Below are 26,813 nucleotides of genomic sequence, written 5' to 3'. Positions count from 1 at the left end.
GTCTCCCCTTGCTAGCGTTCCCGCACACGCTGATTCGGGGGAAGCACGTGTCACCACACACTCATCGCGCCGACGTCCAGGGCCTGCGGGCGGTGGCCGTCATCATGGTCATCCTGTTCCACTCCGCCGTTCCATTTCCGGCCGGCTTCGCCGGGGTCGACGTCTTCCTGGTCATCTCGGGGTTCGTCATCACCGGCCAGATGCAGCGCCTGCATGCACGCGGCGAGTTCCGCGTCGGCCGGTTCTTCGCCCGGCGGGTGCAGCGCCTGTTTCCCGCGCTACTGGTGATGCTGCTCGTCGTCCTGCTGTTCTCGCTCTTGATCCAGCCACCCCTGGGCCCACAGGAGACCACCGCGAAGACGGCGGCCGGCGCGATCACCCTGACCGGCAACTTCGTGATCCTGCGCTGGACCGGTGGCTATTTCGCGAACGCCGCCGAGTCCAACGTGCTGCTGCACGTCTGGTCGCTGTCCGTGGAAGAGCAGTTCTACCTGGCGTTTCCGTTCATCATGCTCGCGGCCTGGTGGCTGGCGCGGCGCCTGCGGCGGCCGGTCGGCGTACCCGTCGCGTGCGTCGCCGTCGTCACCGGGTTCTCGTTCGCACTTTCCTTGTGGACGACGAACAGCGACAACCGCTACGGTCCCATCGCCCTCAGCGACTTCGCGTTCTACTCCTCCCCAACCCGGGCCTGGGAATTCGGTGTGGGGGCCCTGCTGGCGCTCCTGCCCGCTGAGCGTGTGCGCCCGGGCCGTCAATTGGGTTCCTGCCTGGGCATTGTCGGAGCGGCCACGCTACTCGGCATGAACTTCGTCATCGACCGGAACACCCCCTGGCCAGGAACCGCGGCCCTGCTGCCGGTGCTGGGCACGGCCCTCGTCATCGCCGCCGGCACCGGCCCGGTGACGTCGCTCCTCGCGACCCGGCCCGTGGTGCGCATCGGCGACCTGTCGTACAGCCTCTACCTCTGGCACTGGCCGTTCATCCTGTTCGGCGGTCTGCTGTGGCCGAACCTGCCGCTGATCTGGTTCGCTCTGCTGAGCGTGCCCGCCGCCTGGGCCGGCTTCCGCTACGTGGAGCAGCCGATCCGCGGCCTGAGGATCGCCGTTCCGGCCGCCTTCGGGGCCGCGACCCTGGCCGGCGCCGGGGCGCTGGCGGCCTGTTTCGTCGTCCCCCTGTTCGGTTCTTCGGCCGTGACAGTGAGCAGCGACTACGCCGGTGAGCGGATGGTGCCCACCGCCGGAACCACGATGGAATGCATGGTCAACGGACGGTCTTTCGAGCCTTCCGACGTCGATCGGTGCATGGTGCGGGTGCCGCGGCCACGCGGCTGGATCATGCTGGTCGGTGACTCCCACGCCAACGCCATCTCGACCGGCGTGGTGGAGGCGGGAAAGCGGCTGGGCTACGACGTGCTGCCGTTGACCGGGGCCGGCTGCGTGTTCAGCCGGGAGGCCACCAGCTCGGCCGTGCCCAACTGTGGCGACCTCAACTCGAGTCTGCTCGACCGCGTCACCGGCGACGGGCGTCCCTCATTGGTGATCACCACCTCATGGCTGACCGCCCACCTGGACCGCGAAGGCCCCTCGTACGCAACCGAAGTCATCGAGCCGGCGCTGCGCGAGGTTGACGAGGCCGGGGTTCCGTTGCTGTACGTGCGAGATGTTCCCAACCTGGCACCACCTCACCACACCCAGATCAGCCCGTGCCTGGGCGGTCTCGTCGGATTCCGCTGCTCCCGCAGCGAGGCGGACATCCTGCACTGGCAGGGTGAGGCGCGGACGACAGAGGACGCTTTCCGCACGGCTTTGCCCTCGATGGTCACGTTCGATCCCTGGGACGTCTTCTGCCGGGGCGGCACCTGCTCGACCGTGGTGAACGGGCGGCTGGGGTATCTGGACTACGAGCATCTGAACGGGCTGGGGTCGGCGGCGCTGGCGGACGGGCTGGTCGGGGCTGTGGAGCGCGCGGTTTCGGGACGTTTGGGAGCCGGCTCCCGGGGATGGGGCGGCCCCGGCCGCGCCCGGGCTGAGCGTGCTCAGCACCGGGACACGGCCGGAGCCCTTCGTGACGCGACTCGACGGAGGGATGGGTCGACGCGTCACGGTGGTGGCTCCACCGCACCGGGATTGCACCCGTGCTCACCGGTGCGGTGGAGCGGTCAGAGGGACGCTTGACTCGTCACGAGGCGTGGACGGAGGCGGCCGGAGACGTGGTCCGCGATGCCGGCGGCCTCTTGCAGCTGCCGCGCCACCTCTCGGGCCTGCGGAGCCGTCAGCTCGAAGGTGTCTCCGAGGGTGATCCGCGGGCGGCTCGCCCGCACCACCACCGGATCCACCAGAAGGTCGAAGTCAACCCGCTGCGCGACCCTGACCCGGACGACGTCACCGGTCACCCGCACGATGCCGACGACGCGCTCGTGGTCGACGGCTTCCAGATCGACCAGCGACGTGCGGTGCCAGCGATGACCGGCCGGATACTCGATCTCTCGCATCATCGCTCCCCCATAATGATGATCCTGGAATGCTTTTGAGCTCGCTCTTCGCGGCCTGCATCAAAGCTTGTGCGCTCGGGAGCTGATTTCCAAGTTCACGTTTTGGACAGAGGAGATGGACGGCTGTTTCGTGCCACGATCGTGAAATGACTAACGGGGCGGGCAAGTGGTCGGTCGGGGCGGAGCTCGGCAGGGAGCTACGGGAGATCCGTGAGAGGCGGGGCAAGACGCTCAGCGACGTCGCCCTGGCGAAGGTGGGCAGCCGCCAGAAACTCTCGCGCATGGAAACCGGCCAGGGGCCCTGGAGATACGCGGACGTCAAGGTGCTGTGCGAGCTCTACGGGCTGTCGGCGCTGGACACCGCGCTCTTCTGCGACATGGCTCTGGCCAGTAGTGAGACCACCTTCAGCGACCCCAGCAACCCGGCGCGTTTCGGGCTCTACCTGCGGATGGAGGGGCGGGCGCAGGCGCTGACCGTGGTGACCATCGACGTCATTCACGGCCTGTTCCAGACACCCGAATACCACGCAGCTATGCAGCAGGACTGGATCTACCCCTCACCGGAGCATGCTGAACAGCAGTTCAAGCAGCGCCAGGCTCGGCAGATCGCCTTCTGGAACCGTCAGGACGTCCACATCGAATCCGTCATGTCAGAAGCAGCCCTCAAGCGCGTGGTCGGAAGCCGTTCGATCATGAAGGAGCAGATGGAGCACCTTCACCTGCTCGGGCAACGCGACGGCGTCAAGATCCGGTTCATACCTCAGGACTTTCCGTCGGCCCCTGGACTGCCTGGCCAGTTCACGCTGATCAGCACCAATATCGGAGATGCCGCGTACGTCGAGCACATCGACGGCGGCCGGATACTCAGCAATCCGACCGTGGTTACAGATTTTCGCAACGCCGCTAGTCTTGCGAGCAAAGCCTCCCGAGACATTGGAGAGTGGCAGTGAACGACAAACCTGAATGGATCAAGGCCAGCGCCAGTACCGCCTCCGGCGACTGCGTGGAGATGCGGGCCATGGACGGCTCTGTGCAGGTGCGCGACTCGAAGAACCCGCGGGGTGCGGTGCTGACCGTCAGCCGTGATGAGTTCGGGGCGTGGCTGCGGGCGGCCCAGCACCAGGAGTTCGACGGGCTCGTCTGAGACAGGCTGGCACGGGCCCTCGGCAGTGGCCGGGGGCCTCTTGCGTTCACTCCGCGTTTCAAATCAGTGCATTGCCAGGCAGTCTTGATGCGCCTGCATGGCAACAAGTCATGCAGCACCTGACGGGAAGTACTCCCGGGGTGATTCCTGGGACGGGAGCGTCGCGACCGAAAATCGACCACTTTCGTCAGTAAAGATTCCGCTGATTCATCAAGCTGGGGAGCAGGATTCGCGAGAGACCGGGTATCACATCGCATCCCCCCTTCAGGCGAGGAACGCACTGCGGACGGCCCATGCCAACCAGGCATCCGGTGGTCATACCGCCCCACAAGCAGCAACACACTCACTCTTCGGTGTCACTTGCAGTAGTGTATCGAGCACAATTAGTGCCGTATCTACTGCCGCAACCGCCTCCTGACAGCAGAGTCGCCGTCAGCTCAGAGCATTGCGTCCGACGTCAAGGAGCAGGTGAGCTTGATGAAGTTGCCTTCCCCTGGCTCCATCCCGATCTCCGTCATCATCATGACACTCAACGAAGAACGGGTCCTGGAACACACACTGCGCAGCGTCACCCCCTTCGCGCAGGTGTTCGTGGTCGACAGTCACAGCACTGACCGGACCCTTGAGATCGCTGAGGCCCACGGCGCCGAAGTAGTCCAGTTCACCTGGAACGGCGGATACCCGAAGAAGAAGGAATGGGCGCTCCTCAATCTGCCTCATGAGCATGACTGGGTGCTGTATCTGGACGCGGACGAGATGGTCACACCCCAGCTGGCCACCGAGCTGGCTGCCTTGACGAAGGGCGAACTCAGGGACGCGGCGTACGACGTCGAGTTGGACTACTGGTTTCTCGGACGCATGCTGCGCCACGGTCACCGCGTCACCAAGCGCGTACTCCTCGACCGCACCCGAGCCGAGTGGCCTCACGTCGACGACCTGGGCGTGAAGAACATGTGGGAGGTGGAGGGCCACTACCAGCCTACGGTCAACGGCACCGTCGGCCGGCTCACCGGCACTCTCCAGCACAACGACCGCGACCCGCTGTTCGACTACTTCTCGCGTCACAATCGCTACAGCGACTGGGAAGCCCACCTGGCCGAGCGCGAATCGCTGGCCAAGTCGGTTCAGGGAGCCCGCACCGAGCGTGGAAAGCGTTACGCAAGGCTCCCCTTCAAGCCTTTGGCGTTCTTCATGTACTCATTCATAGCCCGGCGGGGCTTTCTCGACGGTAAGGCCGGCTTCCACTACGCCGTCGCCCACGCGTTCTACTTCTGGCAAATCAGCGTCAAGCGGCGCGAGATTTCCCTCCAGAACAGCGAACCCACCATCGATCTCACCACCGACACAACCGACCGAGAGCATCACCGGTGAAGATCGCGGTGATCACCAGCCTCGCCGGCCCGGGCTCGGTGGCCGGCGGGGTGTGGGAAGTCGTGGTCAACCAGGTGACCGCCCTGCGGGAGACCGGCCACGAGGTCACCGTGGTGGCGGGCTGGCTGGGGGAAGCCCCACCCTCGCACCTGCGGGGATTCCCGGTCACCCTCGTTCCGGTGCGTCCCGTGGTCAAGCCGATGGGGCTTCGGCTCCTGGTCGGCCGAGGCTGGAAGCAGGCAGTTCTCGGCTCGCTGGTGGACGCCGACCTGGCTCACGTTCATGTGTGCCGTGACTTCCTGTCCCTGAACGCAGTACAGACAGCAAGCCATTCGCGAGTTCCGGTGGTGGCCCAGCCCCACGGAATGCTCCAGGAACCCAGGAATTTCATCTTCAAGGCGTTCGACAGGTGTTTCACCCGTCCCACGCTCAGGAGGGTCTCCCGGTTCCTGACCATCACGGATGCCGAAGTTCCGCAGCTGTCGTCCTTCGGGATCGCGACGGTGGGTCACACCACCATCCACAACTCCGCAGCGGCTCCTTCGCGCGCCTGGGGCCCTCCACCAGGACGCCCGAGATTGCTGTTCGCTTCACGTCTTCATCCTCGCAAGCAGGTCATGGTCTTCGCTCAGGCCGTTATGCGGCTCCGCGCCCTGGGACACGACGTCCAGGGAGTCGTGGCGGGCAGCGACGAGGGCGATCTGTCAGCACTTCGCAAGTTCTGCGCGGAATCCCCGGACCAGCAAGGCATCCAGTATGTGGGCGAGTTGAGTCGCGAAGAGCTCGACGAACAGCTGTCGCAGGCCACAGCCTTCGTATTTCCCTCTCGTCACGAGCCTTTCGGTCTGATTCTGGTAGAGGCACTGGCAATCGGCACACCCGTTGTGTCGACCACCGAAACCCCTCTTCGGCACATCATCAGCCAGGCAGACGCCGCGCGCTTCGCCGAGCCCACGGTGGAGGCGATCACCGAGTCACTCTCCGGCCTGCTCGGCGATCCGGCCCGACAGACCGCACTCTCTGAGAACGGTCGCCGCCTATATCACAAGCGCTGGACCAAAGACGTCATGGTGCAGAACCTTACGGGCTTGTACGTCGACGTCATCCAGCGAAATCTTGCCGAGGAAACCGAGTTCCGAGGTCAGAGCGCACCGAGACGAGCATCTCCGTCGGCACTCAGACCTCGACGTAGCCGCCCGTCGATGGATGAATTCCAAGCATGATGATTTCAAACCATTCCTTCGGACAGCTTTCAGGCGGATCCACCCCAAACCATAAGGCACCTCGAACGATACTGACGCTACGACATTCAGCGGACTAAGAGCCAGTACACTCCCGACTGACTTCTCTGCGTGGTTATATATACCTTCCGTAATCAATCGGGGGGCAGACTTGAACAAGCACATCACTGCGCTCGATGGCGTCCGAGGACTGGCCATTCTGGCCGTCATCATCACACACGTCCTTCCTACTCGCGGAGGTGGCGGCCTCTGGATCGGGGTCGACGTCTTCTTCGTTCTATCCGGTTATCTGATCACCAAGATTCTCATGACCGAGTGGAACCGCTACGGCTCGATCTCACTGCGCCGCTTCTACATTCGTCGAGCGCTTCGCCTCTATCCGGCGTTGATCACAGCCGTCCTCCTCTGTATCCCTTTCGGGCCAATCATTAGTGGTTCCTGGCATGAATTCGGTCTCGACGCGCTGATGAGCATCACCTACATGACCGACCTCGTGTCATTCCTGGCCGGCAACCCGAACTCCGGGCTTGGGCACACCTGGAGCCTGGCCATTGAAGAGCATTTCTACCTCGCCTGGCCTCCGGTGCTCTTTCTTGCACTCAAACGCCATTGGAATTTGCGTGCGCTGACAGCCGTATCAATCGTGGTGGCGCTGGTCTTCCTCTGGATTTACCGGGTGAGCGAGGCGAACCAGATTCCACCGGGATACTTTGCGCCCCACGCACGCGCTTTCGCTCCGCTCATAGGGTGCCTGCTGGCGATTGTTCTGCATGACCGGCGACGGTACTCGATGCACCCCTTGGGTGCGCCGATGGTCGTCACGGGCCTCGCCGGACTGGCAGTCGTAGCAGCAGTCGCCGACCGATTTCCCCGCAACGACTATCTGTTTCCGGAATCCGTCGGCGCCGCCGGTGCGGCAGCGCTCGTCATCACCGGCGTGGTCATCGACCAGTCGTCCCAGCCGGCGCGGTTGCTCGAGTGCGGACCACTGCGCTGGATGGGAAAGATCTCTTACGGCTGGTACCTCTACCACTTCCCAGTTTTCACCATACTTGACCACTATGTCGCCGACGGAGGGGTTCGCTTCGCCTTGGCACTACCCGGGTCGATGCTCCTCGCCTCGGCCTCATACCGCTGGATCGAGACGCCGTTCCTTCGCCGCAAGAAGCAGTACGCCCCGTCGCGATCCAGTCACGAAATCATCGATCTGACCGAGCCACAGCGATCTGGCACCCCTCGGACCGTCAGCTCTTGATCCGCAAAGTTTCGCGATTACGCGATGCTGTCACCCGCTCTCCATGGTGTTGGTCATCCTCATACATGAGGCTGACCAACACCATGGGTCCCAACACCTGATGAATCAGGCAAACGGCCGAGCTCCCGGTATCCGGCACCGCCGTACCCGGTTCAGCAGGCAGACTCGCCAAGTGCACACCGCCAAAGTCCTGGCCCCGGCCAGCCTGCTCGTGCTGATCGCCACCCACCTCATGGTGCAGTCACCAGTCGTGGGTTTGGCAGCTGGGCTAGGACTTCCCGTATTGGCCTTGCTGGTCGCGCAACCCTGGACCCGCTTCGTCACTGTGGTTGTCGGAGGACTTCTACTCTTTCAAACTGCCGGCGCCGCAGCAAAACAGGGCTATTTCGCGATCGCGGTCGTCTGCTGCGCCGTGTCCGGACTCCACATCGCTCGCACCTCCAGCACCACGACGAGATGCTTCCGTCCCATGATCTACGCCGGTGCCTTCCTGATCACGGTACTCAGCATCTCGCTCCTCGTCTCACGCAGCGTTGATGTGCCCTTCTCCGCGTGGCTCACAGATGTGATCCCGTACATCCTTCTCGCCATGCTGCCGGTCGTCGGCATCGACGCCGGACGGCAGATCCCTCCCCGCATCATGGGAGTTCTGATCGCCGTTATCGGCCTGATCTCCGCGATCGGGTTCTGCGTGGCCTGGCTGTCACTGCGAGGAGCCTCGACCATGGGACTCGATCGCCTCACCCTCGCGTCACTGGTCTTCACTGCTCTGGCCTTCACCTATGCCCTGGCCCACACCGGCCAGGGAGGTAAGCGCGCTGGGATCTGGCTGACCGTCGCGGTGCTCATGCTGGCTCTCATCCTCGTCACTGGCACGCGCACCGGCATTGTCTTCGTCGCGGGCTTCTTCGGCGTCATGGGGCTCCGGCGCCGTGGTGGTGGCGTACACCCGGCACGCATGCTTGTCTACATGGTGCTGGCCACCGGAGCTGTCATGACCACCGTGCCGTTGCTCGCAGGACGTCTGGTGGACGATCCGAACTTCATCGCTGAGAAGCTCGGCAACGGCCTCGCCGTGCTGCACGGCGGCGCCGAGCAGGATCAATCCTTCCAGGGTCGTCAACGTGCATACGAACTGACTCAGGCCTACTTTCACGCGCATCCGTGGCTTGGCACAGGGCCCGGCTTCTTCTGGTCGGTCGACTCTCCCTGGATGGTGCTTGCCAAGTACGGGATCATCGGCGCCGGCGCCCTGATCGTCTACCTCGGTGCGGTCGTCGTGTCAGCCCGTCGTGTGCGCGCGCTGACCGGTCCACTCCGCCTGCACGCTGCGGCACGGGGGTGGCTCATCATTCTGCTCGGATTGACTCCCTTCGCCGCATGGACCGACGACAAGGGATTGGCCCTGGCTGTGACACTTTTCGTCGCTGCGCTGGCGAGTCACGCTCACGCGGCAGAACGCGCACACGACGCCATCGGTGACCAGAGCCCGAACATGAGCGTCCCGAAAGCACCTGAGGGCAGAGATCTCCTGCCGGTCAGCCCCATGAGGATGGCTTACTCACCTACGTTGTAAGTTCTCCCAGTTCGGCTGCTCTCCGAGTCCGGGCGGGGGCCTCTGAGAGCCGCTCTCCTGCCTCCACAGACCGACGCTGCAACCCCATGGCCACCGCCAAAGGCAGCAGCATGTATTCGGAGTTGAAACTGGACACCGACAGCGCATTGGCCACGCCGATACCCATCAAGGCCAGACGATCTCGCAGGCTCGCTCCGGACACCCTGAGCCCGAGCCACAAGAAGACCAGGAGGAATGTGAGCCCCAGGATCCCCTGATCGATCACGGCTCGCAGGGCGAACATGTGCAGCGCCACCGAGTAACACACGTCGCCGACTCCTGACTTGCTGAAGAGCCCGCTCCATGAGGTCAGTCGCTCACAGGACCCCGACGACAGCGGGGTCAGCGGCGGAGTACCCAGGAGCCACTCCCGCAGAGACCAGGACTGGCTCTCGGTCACGAATATCTTCCAGAACTGGAACCGATCCGTCGAGTTCAGGCCACCACCACCGGCTTCCATCCGGGCGGTGAATACGCGATCCCCCAGGAAGCCGGCCGCGGCAAGAAGAACGGCGCGGACGGCGAAGGTCTTCGAGGACGGGCGGAAGTAAATGGCCAGGAGGCAGACACCCAGCTCGATGATGGAGCACCGGGACTCCGAGAGAGCCACGATCAGACAGAGGACGCCCACCCAGGCCGACTTCCGCGCACCCAGAGCCGGGAACGCGAGGTAGGTCAATCCCATGATCGCCATGAGCTCGAAGTTGTTCTCGGTCCAGATCGCCGGCCGGGGGCCCCCTGCCACCATGCAGACGCTGTACTTCAGCAACGTGATCACCAGGAGTGCGCGTACCGTCGTCGCCAGCGCCGGCAAGGTAAAGCATCCTCTTCCGATGAACCAGGTGAGGATCACCAGGAAGAAGTAGGCCTTGTACGCCTGGATGAAGTCCGCCATCGAGGCCGGCGTGGCGCCGAGCAGCAGGCTGACTGTCTTCACCGTCACGTACGCGCTGGCCGTGAGGAAAAAGGTGCCCCGAGCGTACGGCTGCGCGTATGCCACCCGCGGGCCCAGGAGACCGACGACAATGATGCCCAGGAGCAGGACGTAGAAGAGGGACGCGATCGAGAGCGGCAGCGGATTCCAGGTGGTCGGACTGGGAAGGCCGACGACCGCGGTACCCACCGTCACGATTCTGATCGCCTTGTCGGCCGTCGTCGGAGGTTCCACCTCCTGGATCGGAGGAGACGATTCCGGCAGCCGGGAGGCCTCTAGGGTTACCACCTACAGATTTTCCCTACCGCTCCAGCGGCCCGCAACCCACTGATGTTACGAAAAGTGGCCTGCACAGGGCATCATCATCAGGAATCTCACGGGCATCACGACCATATCCGCGTGACACACCGGTTGGTTACCGGCATCTCGCATGGCAGAACCGTCCTCATCGACTCTCGTTTACAGCCGAACAGTGGACGCATGCCTCGGGAATACATCTCATGTCCCCCTCAAGTTGATGAGACTTCGCACGGACGAATGGTTATCAGCACCATCGACAAGGGCTCTCTCCAGTAGCCTGAGATTCGCCGTATCTGATCGATGGCCTGGAACTGCGCGATTGTCCCCTGAATGCGGTTCGTCTCATCTGGGGCCAGCGAGTTGCGTGTGGTCCGGAAGTGCCTCGCCCTGATTCCTGAGAGACGGATGACCCTGTGACGAGAGTCAGCGAACCATGCCGGGACGGTCGATGAAGGTTCTGTACCTACAGCCCTACGTACCTGCCTACCGTAAGCCATTGTTCGACGCGCTGGCCGACCGCCTGGCAGACAGAGGCGACCAGCTGGTCGTTGCCGCCGGTCAGCCGATCGGCCGACAAGCCCTGCGTGGCGACCAGTCTCGGGGTCACTGGCTGCATGTCGTGCCTTCGCGCACCTTCAGAACCCCTCCCGGCGAGTTCAAGGTGCGCACCGGGCTGAAGCAGCTCATCGCCTCCGCCGACGTCTGTGTGACTGAGCTGGACGCCGGCAACCTCAATACCTGGGACCTGGTACTTCGGCGCCGGCGCAACAAGCGCATCGTGCTCTGGGGTCACGGGAAGTCGTACACCTCGGCCAGCCGTCGGGTGAACGAGCGGCTGAAGATGCTTCAGTGCCGCCTCGCCGATCACGTGATGACCTACTCTCCCTCCGGCCGGGAACACTTGCGGGGCAACGGAGTTCCGGTCCGGAAGATCACCGCCGTCGGCAATGCTACCGATACCGTGGGGCTACGTCGCGCCTTCGAGGCCCGGATGACCCGGCCGGTGGACCGTTCCGAGCTTCTGGACCTCTCCGTGGCTGGTCGGCACGTCGCCTGCTACGTGGGCGGTCTCGACTCAGACAAGCGCGTGGCCTTCCTGACCGAGGCAGCGAGGCACGCCCATCTGAGCGACTCGCGTTTTCTACTTCTGGTGGCCGGATCTGGCTCCGACGAAGCGCTTCTGGCCGAGGGGAAGTCCCAGGGGTACATCGCCCACCTGCCCCACGCCGATCAGGCCGGCCTCGCCGACCTGGGTGCCGTCTCACGAAGCATCTGGATGCCCGGCCGGGTCGGCCTGGTGGCCGTGGACGCGCTGGCCCTCGGCCTACCGGTCATGACCACGAATTTTCCCTATCACGCGCCTGAGTACGAGTTCCTGAGTCCGGGACGAGACGTCATGGTGCTTCCCGACGATCCCCTCGAATTCTCCCGGCAGGCGACGGCCCGGACCGCAAGTGATGGGCGTATCCACACTGGCACAACGATTCCCACCGTCGAGGCGGTCGTGGATCGAATGATCAATGTCATCGACGGCCGTTCGGAGGAAGACCACGCATGACCACGTTCGCCGTACTCGCCCACCGCGAACCACTCCTTCTCAGCCGGCTCGTCGAGCGGCTTGCCCCGCACGACGTCGTGGTCCACGTCGACGGCAAGTCACGCGCCAGGGACTTCAGGCTCGCCACCGAGCACTGCGGGCCACGCGTGCGCTTCGTGCCGGACCCGAGCCGGGTCTCCGTGAACTGGGCAGGCTTCAGCATGCTCCGCGCCACCATGGCCGCCTACCGGGAAGCGCTGCGCTCCACGCACGACGGTGAGCACATCGTTCTGCTCTCGGGCCAGGACTATCCGATCAAGCCGCTGCACGAATTCCAGCAGCATCTCCAGAACGCACCGCATCGTCAGCACATCCGGATGTTCCAGATCACTCCGGCCCTCGGCAAGTACTATCGCCATCTGGCGGGCCTCTACAACCAGGACCTGCACCTGCCGGGCCGCCTCGACCATCCCCAGGCACGCCGCGTCCTCATGCGGCTTCTACGTGACACGACAGGCAGGATGGACCGAAAGGCGCCGGAGGGAACCATCTTCACCTTCGGCTCGCAATGGGTTGCCCTGACGCGTGAGTGCGTGCAGTGGATCGTGGAGGGTTTCCCGACCTCGCCTGTGGCGAGATACACGGCCCGTTCCTTCGCGCCGGACGAGAAGACGATCCACAGCATGGTCGCCAACTCGCCGTATGCCAAGGAGATGCCGGGAGGCGCCCCTCAGCGCTTCATCGGCGAGGGCACCTACCGCATGGCTAATTTCCACGAGATCGATCCCAGCCTGAACAAGATCTTCACCCTGTCCGATCTCGGCCGGCTGTCGGCATCGGACAAGTTCTTCGTGCGAAAGGTTTCATTGGAGAACAGCTCACCACTTCTCGACGCCATCGATGCGACCCTGGTGGCCACTCACTAGCGGATCAGAATCCCGCCTTGTCCTGTCGCGCGTCCACGGGCCGGCCGTCCAGAACGATCATTCGATCCACGGGACGGCCGGTTCCCGGCGCCGGGTGCCCCGCCGCCACCGTCTTCGGCTTACGCCGCAGGAACGGTTCCTCGATGTAGCGATACGACAGAGCGGCCGCCAGCAGCGAAACGGGTACCGAGATGATGATGGCCGCCCCGTCGGGAATCGGGAGAAAGCGCTGAAGCACGATCTCGAGCGGCAGGTGGTACAGGTACCAGCCGTAGGAGATCTTCCCGATCCAGCGAAGAGGCCTCAGGCTCAGGGCTTTCGCTCCGGCCGAGGCCCGGTCGGCGCTGACGCCGAAAATGACCAGGGCAGAGAAGACGACAGACAGAATCACCTGCGGGACGAGTCCTTCCGCCTTCGGCACCGCACTCGCGTAGGCGAACGTCCCGGCCAGCCCCAGCAGTCCGACGAAACCCACCTGAGCGGCCCGCCGTACCAGGAGAACGCTCGTCCGGTTGCGCCGCATCTGAAGAGCCAGCAGACACCCGATCAGCGGAGCGCAAGCCTGGGTGTGAGGCGCGAAGTAGGACGCCGGGGTGACCCCGATCAGGCGCCCACCCGTGGTGGCCAACAGGACCACCGACACCAGCGTCGCGAGGGCGGTGGCCCACCGCGGGTCGACCCGACGACGGAGCAACACCAGCAGGGCGACCGGCCACAGCAGGTAGAAGTGTTCCTCGACCGACAGGCTCCAGACATGCCCGAGCTGGCCGAAATCGGTGAAGTAGTCGGCGAAGAAGAACAGCGAGAAATCCATCAGGTACGACACACAGAGGATCGCCGTCAGCAGATAGCCGGCGTAGCTCTCGCCGTACCCCAGCACAGACCCGAAGACCGCACCGACCATGACCAGGGTGATGAGGGCCGGGTACAGCCTGAGAACACGCCGGTAGTAGAAGCGGCGCAGCGATACCTCCCCCCGAGCGTCCCACTCGTTCATGAGGATGCTGGTGATCAGATATCCGGACAGCACGAAGAAGATCTCCACGCCGATCCAGCCACCGCTGAATCCCCGGGTGGCCAGGGCGTGACTCAGCACGACGGCCAGAATGGCGATACCCCGGAGACCGTCCAGGGCAGGATTGTGCTTCACGGGTCGTCCCCTGTGGTTAGTCGGACAGTCGCTCTGCCACAGCTGTGGGTGCCGTGCTTGGAAGGTCCAGGCCACTGATGCCCTTGAAGAAGGCGTTGCGACGCTCTTCGAGCACGGAGTGCCGGTTGTGCGCGGCCAGATTCGGTCCCGTGAGTACCCTCAGGACGGCTTGCTCGATGTCGGCGGGCCTGCGCCCGTCCGCGATCTCTCCGATACCGCAGCGATTGACGTCAGCGATGATGCTCTCGTTGTTCCAGGCGACGACGCTCCGTCCCGCCATGTAGGCATGCGCAACGATGCCGCTGGGGGCGTTGTTGGCATAGAAGAGCATGATGATGTCGGCTGCCGCGTAGGCCTCCAGCATCACGTCGTGCTCGACGTAACCATCGGCCAGCACCAGACGGCCACGGTCGATCAGGGCCCGGGCGGCATCATTCTCGAACAGAGCACGGACGTTTTCCGACACGGCTCCGACGACCAGAAGCACGGGATGCTCGGCAGCCTCCGTCCCGGCGATCCAGTGGAGCAGTTCGGCCGGTGACTTCCGGTCGGTGATGCCGCCGATGAGCAGGAAGACCGTGCTGTCCTCGGCGATCCCGAATCGTCGCCTGGCGACGCGCACATCAGGAAAGTCGTCATTCGGCAGAAGATCCTGCACCTCATTCATCATCAGCCCCTGACGCGCCGGTGCCAGAGCCGAGACCAGTCCGGCCAGCCTGGCCCCGCGCAGGCGGACCCCAGCGAGAACAGCCCTTTTCACCAGCGCGCTGCGTCGCGAAACGATCTGCCCCGTCGGGATCCTCATGATCAGGAAGCAGACACGCGCGTTCCATCGCGGTATGACCAGCCACGGCAACAGATGCTGATCACCATCGGGGAAGATGACCAGCGTCCGCGGGTCGGCCGCTGCCCGTAGCGAAAGGGCCAGGGCACGCACCGCCGAGAAAGACAGATCATCGTTCTTGCTGACAGCCCAGATCCGGTCACCGTCGTGCAGTTCAGGAAGCGACCCGAAGTGGATCCTGAACTCTGCCGAACTCAGTGCCCTTTCAGAGGTAACCAGGCGAACCCGCCAGCCGAGGTTCATCGCCTGATCGATCAGGGCCCGCGCGTATTGCAGGCGGTGACCTGTGGGTGAGGGCTCGACCACCCATATCTCGTCGGGATCTTCGGGGCGGCGTGCTCCGGGAAGCATCCGCGTCAGCCGATCCGCGCGCACACGGTGTGGACGGCCTTGCGGAGGTCTTCGTCGTCCAGCGAACCGTCGTTCTCGGTGCCGACCCATCGGTCATCGGCCGGCAACGCGTGGTACCACTGCCGAGGGCGCAGTACCGCACCACCGGAAATCATGCCCGCGGTCATGCTGAAGCTGCTCGGACTCGCGATCAGCACGTCGGAACAGGCCATCTCGTGGAAGTCCTCGAACTCGCTGGACGCGCCCCCCAGCTGGAACCCGGCATCCAGCAAAGGCTCTAGCTCGCTTCCGCTGCCCTGGGAATGGATGAGTCCCTTCCAGGGCATCGACAGATCGTCCAGCACGCCGACGACTGCCCGCGCTTGCCTCTCGAAGTATTCGAGGCCCCGGAACCGTTCACCGTTGGCGCTCGTCACGTCACCGCGCCGGACGTGGACGGAGACTCTCACCGCGCGGCCGCGCTCCGGGCGGGTGTGCCGCTGCCAGTATCGGCGGGCCAGTTCACCGAAAGCGCCGGACTGGTCGAAGGAGAAGGGGTCCAGGGGCAGACGCAGGGTCACCGGCCGTCCCAGATTCCGCGCCATCAGATCGTCGAAGAGCTGCTCTCCCGGGAGATCTCCCTGCCGGCCCACCGGCGGAAGAAGGCACACCCGCCCGTGTTCGGGCGTCCACAGCGGTTCTTCATCCAGTCCGAGGAACGTGTCCCAGTCATCGCGCCAGGGCAGGCGCACGAGCGGGACGCCGTACTTCCGGGACAGCAGGAAGGCGCTGATCCAGCTGCTCACCCGGTGTCCCATGCCGGCCCGGTAGTGGATGCTGGGCAACAGGACCGACCCGGTCGCCTGCACCCCGGGGACCGCGGACGAGCGGTACAGCCGGCGCCGCACCTGGGGATGGTTGACCAGGAAGAAGTTGATCCTCGGTTCCACCTCCAGACCGATCAGGGTGGACGGCAGCCGCCGAAGCGGACGGTGGAACCCAGAAGCCAGAATTGTCATGGTCAGCGCACCCTCGCAGTTCCCGTGTCGTCGTTGAGTGTGGCCAGGTCGATGGCCGGTGCGGGTGCGGGTGCGGCGGGGCCGTCCTCCGGCATCTTCTCCTCGCGGCCCCCGGTCCGCAGAAGAAGGCCCAGGAGCACCAGGACGAGAAGATTCGCGAACAGATAGCCACGCGCCGCCCCGGCGGCACCGTCCACGGCCGAACCGTAGGCGACCAGCGCCAGATGCGTGCTCACACCGAGCGTCAGCGCCCAGGCCGTACCCGTGGCACGTCCCGAGGCCTGGAGGTAGCTGGCCAGAGGTTGCGTCGCCGAGACGACTATCCCCGCCAGGGCGTAGGCCCGCACGACCACGACCGAGGAGGTGTACTCCGAGCCGAAGAGCAGATCGACCAGATGCCCGGCTGCCAGGAACACGACGCCGAGGGCCACAGCGGTCACCCCCAGCGTGATGCCCGCGGCGACCAGCAGACCTCTGAAGAGGTTCCGCCGGTCCGACACGGCGGACACCCGGGGGGTGAGAGCCGAGCCGAGACTCGTGGACACCACCCCGAACGGCCCGGTGAGCCGGGCACCGATGGCAAAGAAGCCCGCCTGCTCGGCACCGGCCAGCACGGTGATGATGACCGCGTCGAGCATCAGGAAGTTGGTGATCAGCCCGGAGAGCGCGAACACCTTGCCATAGGCCAGGTACGGTCCGAGCTGCCGCAATGCCTGGAACCCGATTCGCAGGCTCACGGCGCGCCGACATCGGCTGCGCGCCAGGAGCAGCCCGGTCAGGGCCCCGGTGCTCAGCGCCGCGAAGAACGCGAGAACGGCAGGGCATCCGGAGAAGATCAGGATGCCGCCCACCAGCAGGGTCATCGCCCGTTCCGCGACGGTCACGCGGGACGCGTCGAGGAACTGCTCGTTGGACTGAAGGAGCCCCTGGACCGCCACCTCGTTCACCCGCAGGACCGTGAAGACCGCGACAGCAAGGCTTTCGACAAGGTCGAGGGGAGTCCAGGGCGTGGAGAGCAGCCACAGCAGCGCGACCCCCAGAACGAGCAGGTTCCGGGTGTCGAACAGATTCTGGATTCCCGCGTCGTCGATCTTCCTGGCGGCCGCGTCCCGCAGTGTGCGGGGAGTGCTGCCGAAGTCGGCGGCATCACCGATGATCAGGCAGACCCCGTAACACGCCATGGCCGTGCCAAGTTCGGCCGGGCTGTTCGCCCGTGCCATGACGACGAACAGCAGAGCGAAAGCCGCCTGACCGATGAGACTGGTCCCCATCAGCATGCCGGTGTTACGCAGCAGCTGACGCCCGAAGGAGACGCTCGCCTTCTGATCTGTCATCGAACGTTCTCACCGGACCGGGCGTCGACACGGACGACAGCCGGGATGACCCGCGCCGGGACGCCGACCGCCAGTCCCCCGTCCGGAACATCTTGTGTAAGAACGGCATTCGCTCCCACCCGGGCACCGTCGCCGAGCCGGATGCCGCCCAGCACGCAGGCGCCGGCACCGATGACGACGTCATCACCGAGGACCGGATAAGCGTGGGGTCCGGCCCCATCGGCATGGAGCTCGCCCAGGGTGACGTGCTGGAGCAGCACCGCCCGGTCACCGATCCGGGTGCCGCGACCCACCACGATTCCGTTCGGATGGCTGATCAGGAGGGATTTCCCGATGACCGAGCCCGGAATGAAGTCGGCCCCGGTGAGCGCGGAGTTCACGCTTCTCGTCACGGCCGCCGCTCGCACCGCGCCGCCCTCGTTCAGGTGGGCCTGAAGCCGCATGAGCGTGGTGGCCAGCAGTCCAGGCCGGGTCATGAGGCCCCACAACCACACTCCGACCGTGGGCGGCTTGGTCGTGTACTGGCACCTCACGTCGGATGCGATGTCTTGCACAAGGTCACGAAAATTCAGCACCACAGCGCCTCACGCAGGTCGTCGACGTTCCGGATGGTCGTCACGGCGTCCGTGCAACGCTCTTCCCCTGGGCCAGCTGCGGCGATGGCACCCTTTTGCGACACACCGGTCGTGAATGACGATACCGTAGCGTGATTACGCGATCACTGTCCGCCAGTTGCCCGCTGGGCGCCGGATCTCCCACATTCAACCGACCCGCTCATACCTGATCGAAGGACGGCTAACTCACACCGGAGAGAATCTGGCGCCAGTCCTCCGCGCACCCCCGATCGGTCTGCTGAATCAGCACGTCCAAGCGGTCACGCCACTGATCCGTGCTGTCGACCAGCTGCCGCGCCAGATCGGCCAGATCGTCAGGATCATTGGTCTCCACGAAGAACTCCTGCGGCAAGGTCGATTTCAATGCCTCCGACGGGTAAGCAGCGACCGGCACCCCCGCCGAGAGCGCCATCATGATGGAGCCGCTCATCGTGACGTCTCGGTACGGAGCCAGAAGCACCATGCTGGAACGCAGTTGCGACGCGATCTCCTGATCCGACAGCGTGCGCCCGCTACCGACAGCCTCGAACTCGTCACAGGTCTGCATCTGGGCCAGCGTCATTCCTGGCACGACTCCCCGACCGGCCACCACCATGCGGATCTTCGCGTCCCGCAGAGCCCGGCCGAGCGACGGCAGGTCGTCGGCTCCCTTGTCCTTCCGCAGGGCGCCGAGAAAGAGAGCCCGCGGTTCTCTCGCACCTGCCTCGGCCCGGGCCCCGTACTGATTCACCCAGCGCAGGTACGAAGGATGCCTTGCCACAAAACAGCCCGCAGAACGAACCTTTTCATGCAAGTATTGAGTGTGGACGACGCGAGTGGCGGCGGAGCGGCGCATCCGCGCCATCAGACGCTCGGACCCCGCAGGCAACGGGCGGGCGGGTAGTGGGTTGTGGTCGATGTAGACCACTCTGCGGCCTATCCAGATCAGAAACAGGCCGGCCCGCAGATCGAACTTGGCCTGTAGCCAGGTCATGACCACCACGTCATTGCGCCGAAGACTCTGCACCAGAACGAACAGGAGCACACCCCAGTAGCGAGAGAGCACAGCCCCGAGCAGTCCGACCTGGCAACGACTCGCCCACAGCACCCGGTGCTGGCGAACTCTGTCATCCGGAAACGGATCTCGCACTCGGCACCAGCGCGTTACCTCATAGCCTGCGTCAGCCAGAACCTCGGCAAGTTCCGCGCCGTAGGGATTCAGGGCGTTGGAATCGAAAACTACTACGCGCACCCGAGGTTCTCCCCTACTCGACACTCTTGACCGGACCCGTCCCACTCCGCTTGTGTGCCTGCTCGCGACGTCTCCACCGGATCGTCTCCCGCCTCAGGGACTGCAAGCTCCCGTACCACCGGTTCACCCGGCGCAACGGCCCCCTCAGGTCGAGCACCTCCTCCCGCACGGCCGCGTGCAGCCGGGGAATCAGGTGCGCGTCGGCGGCGCTCAGCCCGCCGCCCTCGTAATCGCTGAGCACCATCTCCCGCGTCATCGGCGCCCGCATCAGCGCCAGCCGCAGGATCAGGTGATAGTCGCCCGCCACCCCGTGCAGCATCGAGAAGCCGCCCGCGGCCAGCGAAGTGACTCGGTGGAAGATCATCGCCTGGTGGTTGTAGTCCTGCCGGCCGAGCAGCAGCCGCCACAGGCTGAACGGGATGGTGCGGGTGACGAACGGGGCGCCGCGGCCGCCGTCCAGATGCCGGACCCGGCAGGCCAGCAACGGCACCGGCCGGGTCAGCAGCCGCAGCTCGGTGACCAGACGCTCCAGCACCCGGTCGTCGTGCAGCACGTCGCCGCAGTTCAAGAAGTACACGTACTCGCCCCGCGCCAGCACCAGCGCACGGTTCATCGCCTGGTACACCCCGCCGTCCCGCTCCGACGACACAGTCAGGCCGGGCAGGTGTGCCCGGGCTGCCTCGATCGTGCCGTCGCTGGAGGCGCCGTCGATCAGGAGCGTCTGGACGCCGCTGAGACTCGACTGCCGCGCGATGCTCGCCGCGGTCGGCTTCACCCGCTCCTGATCGTTGTAGGCACAGACCACGACGGTGAGCACCGGCGCCGGATCGTCGCGGTGCACCACCTCGATGCCATCGGTCTCGACCGAGACCGACTCGCCCGATTTGATTCTCACACCATCACCCGTGTCCCCGTGATCATCGCCGGCACATCCGGCCAGCGCAGCCCCGACCCCAGCAGCAACGGAACCGCACCCGCCGCCCGTGCCGCCTCGACGTCCTGCGGGCCGTCGCCGATCATCACGCACTCCGCCGGCCTCACCCCCAGTCGGCGCGCCGCCTGAACCACCATGGTCGGCAGCGGTTTACGACACTCGCACCCGTCCCAGGGCGCGTGCGGGCAGATCTGCCAGGTGCCGAACGGCCCGAAAAACCTCTCCACCCGCAGGTTGACCATCTCGACGTCCTCGAAATGGATCAGCCCGCGGCCCACCGCCGACTGGTTCGTGACCACGCCCAGGTCCAGGCCGAGCTCACGCAGGGCACGCACGCATTCGACCGCCCCGGGCATCGGCTCGACCAGGTCGGGATCACCGTTGTAGGGCACGTCGCGGATCAGCGTGCCGTCGCGGTCGAAAAGAACAGCACGTGTCACAGGCATCACAGTGCCGACTCCAGCGCCGAATCCCTGTGCGACAGGCCGTCCCAGGCCTCCAGAAGTTCCTCCCGGGTGATCGGGCTGGTGCCGCGCCGTCCCACCACCACCCCCGCGCAGGCGTTCGCCACGGCACAGGCCCGGTCCAGGCTCAGGCCCCGGGCCAGGAACGCTGCGATCACCGACGCCACCGTGTCGCCGGCGCCGGTCACGTCGTAGACCGTGCGGGCCTGTGTGGGCAGGTGCACCTCCGGCGAGAAGCCGTCGAACAGCGACATCCCCTCGGCGCTGCGGGTCACCAGCACCGCGCACCCCAGCAGGTCGACCAGCTCCCGTGCCCGGTCGTGCAGCGTGGTGTGGTGTTCCCCGGTGGCCGCCGCCAGCTCGTCGAGGTTGGGCGTGATCAGCGTGGCACCCCGATAGCGGCCGTAGTCCGTACCTTTCGGGTCGACGACCACGGGAACACCGGCGATGTTCGCGATCCGGATGACCTCGGAACACAGTTCCGCCCGGCACATCCCTTTGGCGTAGTCCGAGATCATCACCACGTCGACGGATTCCACCCGGGCGCGCACCTCGTCGAGGCAGGCGCGCCGTACGTCGTCGTCGATCAGCGACGGGTCCTCGACATCGAGCCGCACCAGCTGCTGCCCACGCGCCACCACGCGGTGCTTGCTGGTGGTCGGCCCCGGGCCGGTATGCAGGCCGGAGACGTCGACGCCCCGGCCGGCCAGGCTCTCCCGCACCAGTTCGCCTTCCGCGTCCGCCCCGACCGCCGCCACGAGACAGACCTCGTCGCCCAGCATGGCCAGGTTGACCGCCGCGTTGCCCGCGCCGCCGGCGGTGCAGCTACGCCGGTCCTGCAACACCACCGGCACCGGGGCCTCCGGCGAAAGACGGCTCGCCTGGCCCTCGGTGAACACGTCGAGCATCACGTCGCCGACCACCAGGGCCCGGCGCGGGGTGAGCCACTCGTTCCTCATCGGATCACCTCCAGCCGGTCGAGGATCGCCGTGGTGGACACGTCGATCGTGCGCGGCAGAAACTCCATCCGGCCGCCGAACCGCTCGACGACCTCCTTCTCCGGCACCGGGAACCGCCCGGACGCGTACTCCTCGCCCTTACAGTGCACGTCAGGCCGCAGTTCGGCCAGCACCTCGGCCGGGTCGTCCTGCTCGAACACGAACACGTGATCCACCGGCCCCAGGGCCTGGAGCAGACCGGCCCGGGCCCGCTGCGGGTTGATCGGCCGGTTCTCGCCCTTCGCCCGGCGCACCGACTCGTCCGAGTTGATCAGCACCACCAGCACGTCACCGAAAGACGCCGCCCGCGACAGAGAATCGAGATGCCCGGCGTGGATCACGTCGAAGCAGCCGTTCGTGGAGACGACACTCAGGCCCTGCCGGCGCCATTCCTCCCGCATCTCGAGCAGCTCGTGCGGCAGCAGCCCGGACGTGGTGACGGCCGGGCTCCCGGCCCTCAGCAGGATGCGCTCGGTCAGGTCACAGATGATGTGCAGCATCGTCATCTGGCACTCCTGGATGCGAGCCGTGCTCGACGACGGCGCCTTGATCATCAGGTCGGCGTGGGCGTCGAGCAGACCGGTGCGCTCCCCGGTCATCCCGATCACGAAAACACCGTTCTCCTGGGCGACCTCGGCAGCGCGCACCACGTTCTCGGAGTTGCCGCTGGTACTGATCGCGATCAGCACGTCACCGGGGCGGGCCAAGGCCTCCACCTGCCGGGAGAAGATCGCCTCGAAACCGTAGTCGTTGCCGATGCAGGTGAGGGCGCTGGTGTCGGTGCTCAGCGCGAGCACCGGCAGCGGCTGACGGGGAAGCTGAAACTTGCCGGTGAACTCGGCGGCGAAATGCTGCGCGTCGGCGGCCGATCCGCCGTTGCCGATGATGAAGGCGCGATGGTCGCCGCCCAGGCAGTCCGCCAGCCGGCGCGCGGCCTCGGCCACCTGGGGCCCGGCGGTGTCCACAGCCCGGGTCTTCACCCGCGCCGACTGGCGCAGCGACTCGGCGATGACGATGTCCATGCCCATCCTTCTCAGCTCAGACCTTCACCGGTGAGGGATCAGGGATTTCGACGACGTTGACATCCGCGCGGGTGCGCAGCGCACGCAGACCTCCACCGGCGAAGGCGAAGATCAATAAACTGAGGACGACGTTGAGCCCGGCCGTCCCTACCGCCGCCAGCAGTCCCGGACCACTCAGAAGTGCTTCGAGAGAGGCCATCACGACGAGGGACAGGCATGCGGCCAGCATCGGCCGGGCGCAGGTGCGGGCGTAGGGCAGCAGCTCGCCGCGCCGGATCATGCTGGCGATCCACAACCCGGGATAGATCACGGCGTAGAACACGGCCGTGGGCACCACCACGCCGATCAGCCCCCACTGCACCGCGAGGAAGTAACTGGTGACGGCGTTGAGCGGAGCGAACGACAGCTTGGCCACGGTCATGAACCCGTTCGTGCCCTCGGCCAGCCGGTAGTGGCTGTAGATCTTGAACGGCCCGGCGGCCAGCATGCAGATCACGAAAACCTGCGCGATGCGGGCGCTGTCGTCGTAACCTTCTCCCACCCACAGCGTGATCAGGTCGGGCGCCGAGACCAGCATCGCCATCAGCACCGGCAGCGTGACCCACAGGTACAGCCGGGTTCCCGAGGTCAGCATGCGCCGCAGGTAGTCGCGGTCACCCGAGGCCAGCGCGGTCACCATCGACGGCACGATCGCCACCAGTGGCGTCGAGATCACGGCCTGGGCAAGGGTGTTCGGGCGCTCCGCGATCGCGTAGTGCGCCACCACCACCGCACCGGCCACCCCCTGGAGGATCAGCCGGTCGGAGGTGTAGAAGAGGTAGTCGGCGAGCTGGTTGCCGAGTTGTTTTGCCTGGAAGGCGATCACGTCGCGCCGGTACAGGCCCCGGGCTGCCAGCCCGGACAGGTGCGGCAGCAGGCGGTTCACCCAGAACAGGTTTCCCAGGTACGCCAGCACCCGGGTGATCTCCACGGAAGCCGCGTAGACCACGATCCCGAGCTCACCGGCGTCCCAGATCTGCAGTGCGAGGGCCGCGACGAGACCCGCTGCCACGGGCAGGATCTGGATCGTGTTGCGGATCATGAAGCGTTCCAGGCCGGAGAGCACGGCCAGGGCCACCGACAGCGGGCCGGTGATGATCAGCGACGCCGCGAACACCAGGCTCAGCGCTCCGGTCACGGCCGTGTTTTGCTCGTTCACCAGCGAGGTGAAATGCGTCAGCCCGAGCACGGTGCCGGCCTCGACGAACCCCGCCACCAGGGCGAAGGCGTAGCCGAACGAGAGCTCCGCGTGCAGCCGGTCACGGTCGCCGTCACCACGGAAGCGGGCGACGGACCGCGACATCGCGAGGTCCAGCCCGGCCTGGATCAGGGTGCTGGCGGCCAGCAGGGCGAGGAAGAACGAGTAGACGCCGAAGCCGGCCTCCCCCACACCGTGCAGCAACAGCGGCACCACCGCCAGCGCCAGCGCGGTCTGCACCAGCAGGAACAGGCCGTTCCATCCGATGTTTCGGTAGACGCGGCCGTTCACCGGCCGGCGGCCCGGCCGAGGATGCCCGAATCGAGCAGGTGCTGTCGGTGTGCCTCGAACGACCGGCGCTCGTTCTCCAGCAGGGCCTCCCGGTAGACCAGGCGATGGGTGTCGAGGTCGGCCAGGGCCTCGATCAGCTCGTCGGCCTCGGCGTCACCGACGTAGCGGATGGGCTGCCCGGCCTGCTCGACCATGAGAAGCCTGGTGTCCGTGCCGATCCCGATCGCCGGGATGCCCAGGCCGGCCAGGGTGACGGCCGCGTGCATGCGATTGACCAGCCCGATCCGGCCCCGGCGGGCGACCTCCAAATACTCCTCCGTGTTGCGCGGCAGCACCGCCTCGTGCTGCGGCCAGCGGGAGCGGGCCAGGGCCAGTTCGTCGTCGGAGTGGCAGATGAAGAGGATGCGGTCGCGGCCGGTGCGCTCGGCGAGCACCTTGTCGACGGTGGCCAGCCAGCTCTCCGAGCTGAGGTTCTGACCCCAGTCGAAGTGCCCACCGCGGCGCATCACGTTGACCAGCAGCACGCCGCCGTCACCGGGGGCTGGCACGGCACCGCCGGAATGGATGGCGGCGCAGGAGAACACCTCGGTCGGGCGGCCCAATGAACCGGCCACCTCGGCCGCCAGCCGGTCGCGGGCGGTGAACAGGTCGGAGCGGTCGAGCATGGTGGAGATGGCCATGCGGTCGGCGCCGATCAGCTGCACCGGCCGGGCCGCGATCCACGGAAAGCAGGAACCGCCCGAGAGATTCAGCGTGGGAGGCCGGCCCTCGCGGCCCAGGGCGTCGTCGTAGATCGGCCCCTGCCACTCGGACTCGTGCACGCCGAACCACATCACCGGGGTGCCGCACTGGATCACCAGATCGGCGTCGGTGAACACGGTGTCGCGGCCCGTCCTGCGGCTGATCCGGGTGAGTGCCTCGGTGACCTGGCGTTGCCCGAAGGGCATCCGGGCCACGACGCTGCGCGCGGCCTGACTCTTGAGATACACCGTCCAGGGCTGGTGCTTGTTGACGACCTTCCAGAGCAGCTCACCGTCGTAGCTGTCGGCGAGGGCGGAGACGACCAGCCGCCGCACCCCCCGGCGGATCAGGTCGTCGCCGATGTTGGTGGCCTTGGTACTGATCAGGGCGATCTTCATGGGTCGGTCTCCACCTGTCGGGACGGTTCGACGGAAGCCAAGAGCGAGAGCAGCTGCCGGGCCACCTCAGGCTCGGGCACGGTCTGGATGCAGTGGGGCGCCGTTGCCCGGCACTGGTCGGTGCATCCCGGCGCGGGTTCGTCCGGCGTCACCGCGCGGGAACCCGCCGACCAGGGGCCGAAACGGTTGAGGGCGTTGTTGGCGTGTGGGTCACCGTGCTTCGGATGGCAGCTCACCACCAGGCAGGGCACACCCACGCTGCTGGCCAGGTGCATCACGCCGGTGTCGCCACCGAGGTAGGCGTCGCTGTGGGCGAGCAGAGCGAGCGTCTCACGCAGGGTGGTGGTGCCGGTGGTGTCGGTCACCGGGATGCCCGGCGGCAACGCCTGCCGGAAAGTGACTGCGGCCGCGCGGTCTTCCGGCCCCCCGACGATCACGACGTGCACCGGTGCGGTGCGATGGGCGGCGGCCACCACGGCGGCGTAGCTGCCCGGCGACCAGCAGCGCTTGGGGGCGCCGGCTCCCAGGGTGACGACCAGCCTGGCGCCGGCCCGGTCACCGAGTTTCCGGCGGGACTGCTCGCGCTCCGCCCGGGTCAGCAGGTGCAGGCCGGGCCGCTCGTCTTGGTCGAGGGGGACGCCGAGCGCGGCGGCCAGCCGCTCGGTGTGCCGCAACTCGTGGGCGGTGCCGTCGCCGGAGCAGACCGGCTGGTGCAGAAGGCCACGCTCGTCGAACTCCCACCGGGTCATCGGCCGGTCGGTGGTGTCGAAGCCGACGGTGCGCGCGGCGATCGCGGCCGCGATCTGCCGGGCGCCGCGGCTCTCGAAGTCGCGGCGGGGCAGCACGGCCAGGTCGAACCGGTGGCCGGAGCGGCGGAGCACCTGCCGGGCGAACGCCAGGCTGCGGCCCTGCCCCAGCACGGTGTCTTGCCGGCCCGGCAGCGGGTGCCAGTCGACCGCATCGTCCACCATTGACGTACCCCGTAGCAAGGAGGCGGGACCAGGGCGGGCGATCAGGGTGACGCGGGTGCCGGGCCATGCCTGCCGCAGCGCCCTGAACAGGGGCAGGGTGAGCACGAGGTCGCCGATCTCGTCGGTGCGGATGACGACGACGGACCGCTCCGGACCCGGCTGTGGGCCGGGGATGACCCGGGTGCCGTGGCCGGCCCGGACGATCGTGCGGAACGTGCGCGCCCGCACCGGGTGGATCAGGCGACGGCGAAGGGTGGGAACGTGCACGCCAGGGACGGCCCCGGGCGCCGTGCCGTGCTCGGCGAGGTAGCAGCCGTCATGCCCTTCGATCCCGTTCACCCGAAAGCGATCCCCCTCGCGCATCGCGGTGGTGTGCCGAACCGGTCACCACCTTAGCGTGACCGAAGCATTACTTACCGCA

General features: G+C 66.2%; 24 protein-coding genes. 9 read left to right on the top strand and 15 right to left on the bottom strand.

Annotated features, from left to right (window positions below; translation table 11 throughout):
• Nucleotides 1-47: 47 nt before the first annotated feature.
• Nucleotides 48-2,174: an acyltransferase family protein gene (locus KIH74_RS11155; protein WP_214155783.1), complete on the top strand. Its 2,127-nt coding sequence runs from the start codon at nucleotides 48-50 to the stop codon at nucleotides 2,172-2,174.
• On the opposite strand, the gene KIH74_RS11150 is transcribed toward KIH74_RS11155, so the two are convergent.
• A complete protein-coding gene (locus tag KIH74_RS11150; RefSeq protein WP_214155782.1) occupies nucleotides 2,159-2,491 on the bottom strand; it encodes a hypothetical protein in 333 nt (110 codons plus the stop codon). The genes KIH74_RS11155 and KIH74_RS11150 overlap by 16 nt on opposite strands.
• Before the next feature lie 146 nt (nucleotides 2,492-2,637).
• Here KIH74_RS11150 and KIH74_RS11145 point away from each other — a divergent pair, with 146 nt between their 5' ends.
• The 6 genes from KIH74_RS11145 (at nucleotide 2,638) to KIH74_RS38520 (ending at nucleotide 9,078) form a co-directional block, all read left to right on the top strand.
• The gene (locus KIH74_RS11145) at nucleotides 2,638-3,441 is read left to right on the top strand and encodes a DUF5753 domain-containing protein (RefSeq protein ID WP_214155781.1); all 804 of its coding nucleotides are present in this window, start codon (nucleotides 2,638-2,640) and stop codon (nucleotides 3,439-3,441) included.
• The gene (locus KIH74_RS36190) at nucleotides 3,438-3,635 is read left to right on the top strand and encodes a DUF397 domain-containing protein (protein ID WP_214155780.1); all 198 of its coding nucleotides are present in this window, start codon (nucleotides 3,438-3,440) and stop codon (nucleotides 3,633-3,635) included. Before KIH74_RS11145 ends, KIH74_RS36190 begins: the two co-directional genes overlap by 4 nt.
• 477 nt (nucleotides 3,636-4,112) lie before the next feature.
• The gene (locus KIH74_RS11135) at nucleotides 4,113-5,006 is read left to right on the top strand and encodes a glycosyltransferase family 2 protein (RefSeq protein ID WP_246572234.1); all 894 of its coding nucleotides are present in this window, start codon (nucleotides 4,113-4,115) and stop codon (nucleotides 5,004-5,006) included.
• Nucleotides 5,003-6,229, top strand: coding sequence for a glycosyltransferase (locus KIH74_RS11130; RefSeq protein ID WP_214155778.1), 1,227 nt, complete (start codon nucleotides 5,003-5,005; stop codon nucleotides 6,227-6,229). The genes KIH74_RS11135 and KIH74_RS11130 overlap by 4 nt, the downstream gene beginning before the upstream one ends.
• A gap of 169 nt (nucleotides 6,230-6,398) precedes the next feature.
• Nucleotides 6,399-7,502, top strand: a complete 1,104-nt coding sequence (locus tag KIH74_RS11125) for an acyltransferase family protein (RefSeq protein ID WP_214155777.1) — start codon at nucleotides 6,399-6,401, stop codon at nucleotides 7,500-7,502.
• A 172-nt stretch (nucleotides 7,503-7,674) separates the two neighbouring features.
• The gene (locus KIH74_RS38520; protein WP_214155776.1) at nucleotides 7,675-9,078 is read left to right on the top strand and encodes an O-antigen ligase family protein; all 1,404 of its coding nucleotides are present in this window, start codon (nucleotides 7,675-7,677) and stop codon (nucleotides 9,076-9,078) included.
• Here the strand turns inward: KIH74_RS38520 and KIH74_RS11115 are convergent.
• Entirely contained in the window at nucleotides 9,068-10,285 is a 1,218-nt protein-coding gene (locus tag KIH74_RS11115; RefSeq protein ID WP_214155775.1) for a hypothetical protein, read from the bottom strand. The two genes, KIH74_RS38520 and KIH74_RS11115, sit on opposite strands and share 11 nt — an antisense overlap.
• A gap of 562 nt (nucleotides 10,286-10,847) precedes the next feature.
• On the opposite strand from KIH74_RS11115, the gene KIH74_RS11110 reads away from it, so the two are divergent.
• Nucleotides 10,848-11,909, top strand: a complete 1,062-nt coding sequence (locus tag KIH74_RS11110; RefSeq protein WP_214155774.1) for a glycosyltransferase — start codon at nucleotides 10,848-10,850, stop codon at nucleotides 11,907-11,909.
• Nucleotides 11,906-12,814, top strand: coding sequence for a beta-1,6-N-acetylglucosaminyltransferase (locus KIH74_RS11105; protein ID WP_214155773.1), 909 nt, complete (start codon nucleotides 11,906-11,908; stop codon nucleotides 12,812-12,814). Before KIH74_RS11110 ends, KIH74_RS11105 begins: the two co-directional genes overlap by 4 nt.
• 4 nt (nucleotides 12,815-12,818) lie before the next feature.
• Here KIH74_RS11105 and KIH74_RS11100 read toward each other — a convergent pair whose 3' ends face one another.
• The 13 genes from KIH74_RS11100 to KIH74_RS38510 all read right to left on the bottom strand — a co-directional run bounded on the left by KIH74_RS11100 (nucleotide 12,819) and on the right by KIH74_RS38510 (nucleotide 26,731).
• Nucleotides 12,819-13,964 carry an acyltransferase family protein gene (locus tag KIH74_RS11100; protein WP_214155772.1) on the bottom strand — a complete coding sequence of 382 codons (1,146 nt, stop codon included), beginning with the start codon at nucleotides 13,962-13,964 and terminating at the stop codon, nucleotides 12,819-12,821.
• Between the two features lie 16 nt (nucleotides 13,965-13,980).
• The gene (locus tag KIH74_RS11095; RefSeq protein ID WP_214155771.1) at nucleotides 13,981-15,114 is read right to left on the bottom strand and encodes a glycosyltransferase family protein; all 1,134 of its coding nucleotides are present in this window, start codon (nucleotides 15,112-15,114) and stop codon (nucleotides 13,981-13,983) included.
• A 50-nt stretch (nucleotides 15,115-15,164) separates the two neighbouring features.
• On the bottom strand, nucleotides 15,165-16,157 hold the full coding sequence (locus KIH74_RS11090; protein ID WP_214155770.1) for a hypothetical protein: 993 nt from the start codon (nucleotides 16,155-16,157) through the stop codon (nucleotides 15,165-15,167).
• 2 nt (nucleotides 16,158-16,159) lie between these two features.
• The gene (locus tag KIH74_RS11085; protein WP_214155769.1) at nucleotides 16,160-17,491 is read right to left on the bottom strand and encodes a lipopolysaccharide biosynthesis protein; all 1,332 of its coding nucleotides are present in this window, start codon (nucleotides 17,489-17,491) and stop codon (nucleotides 16,160-16,162) included.
• Nucleotides 17,488-17,967 (bottom strand): serine O-acetyltransferase, encoded by a 480-nt coding sequence (locus KIH74_RS11080; RefSeq protein WP_214155768.1) that lies wholly within the window; start codon nucleotides 17,965-17,967, stop codon nucleotides 17,488-17,490. The genes KIH74_RS11085 and KIH74_RS11080 overlap by 4 nt, the downstream gene beginning before the upstream one ends.
• Nucleotides 17,968-18,286: 319 nt before the next feature.
• Entirely contained in the window at nucleotides 18,287-19,336 is a 1,050-nt protein-coding gene (locus KIH74_RS38515; protein ID WP_214155767.1) for a glycosyltransferase, read from the bottom strand.
• Nucleotides 19,337-19,349: 13 nt separating this feature from the next.
• Nucleotides 19,350-20,231, bottom strand: coding sequence for a glycosyltransferase (locus KIH74_RS11070; RefSeq protein WP_214155766.1), 882 nt, complete (start codon nucleotides 20,229-20,231; stop codon nucleotides 19,350-19,352).
• Nucleotides 20,228-20,710: a D-glycero-alpha-D-manno-heptose-1,7-bisphosphate 7-phosphatase gene (locus KIH74_RS11065; protein WP_214155765.1), complete on the bottom strand. Its 483-nt coding sequence runs from the start codon at nucleotides 20,708-20,710 to the stop codon at nucleotides 20,228-20,230. Before KIH74_RS11065 ends, KIH74_RS11070 begins: the two co-directional genes overlap by 4 nt.
• Before the next feature lie 5 nt (nucleotides 20,711-20,715).
• Complete coding sequence (locus KIH74_RS11060) at nucleotides 20,716-21,693, bottom strand: bifunctional heptose 7-phosphate kinase/heptose 1-phosphate adenyltransferase (protein ID WP_214155764.1); 978 nt, start codon at nucleotides 21,691-21,693, stop codon at nucleotides 20,716-20,718.
• Nucleotides 21,690-22,754 carry an SIS domain-containing protein gene (locus KIH74_RS11055; RefSeq protein ID WP_214155763.1) on the bottom strand — a complete coding sequence of 355 codons (1,065 nt, stop codon included), beginning with the start codon at nucleotides 22,752-22,754 and terminating at the stop codon, nucleotides 21,690-21,692. Before KIH74_RS11055 ends, KIH74_RS11060 begins: the two co-directional genes overlap by 4 nt.
• Before the next feature lie 16 nt (nucleotides 22,755-22,770).
• The gene (locus KIH74_RS11050) at nucleotides 22,771-24,282 is read right to left on the bottom strand and encodes a lipopolysaccharide biosynthesis protein (protein WP_214155762.1); all 1,512 of its coding nucleotides are present in this window, start codon (nucleotides 24,280-24,282) and stop codon (nucleotides 22,771-22,773) included.
• Nucleotides 24,279-25,421 carry a polysaccharide pyruvyl transferase family protein gene (locus KIH74_RS11045; RefSeq protein WP_214155761.1) on the bottom strand — a complete coding sequence of 381 codons (1,143 nt, stop codon included), beginning with the start codon at nucleotides 25,419-25,421 and terminating at the stop codon, nucleotides 24,279-24,281. Before KIH74_RS11045 ends, KIH74_RS11050 begins: the two co-directional genes overlap by 4 nt.
• Nucleotides 25,418-26,731, bottom strand: a complete 1,314-nt coding sequence (locus KIH74_RS38510; RefSeq protein ID WP_214155760.1) for a glycosyltransferase family 9 protein — start codon at nucleotides 26,729-26,731, stop codon at nucleotides 25,418-25,420. Before KIH74_RS38510 ends, KIH74_RS11045 begins: the two co-directional genes overlap by 4 nt.
• Nucleotides 26,732-26,813: the final 82 nt, after the last annotated feature.

Source organism: Kineosporia corallincola, assembly GCF_018499875.1.
GTDB lineage: Bacteria > Actinomycetota > Actinomycetes > Actinomycetales > Kineosporiaceae > Kineosporia > Kineosporia corallincola.
The sequence above is the reverse complement of the archived record's forward strand: the minus strand, read 5'-3'. Positions and strand labels throughout refer to the sequence as shown.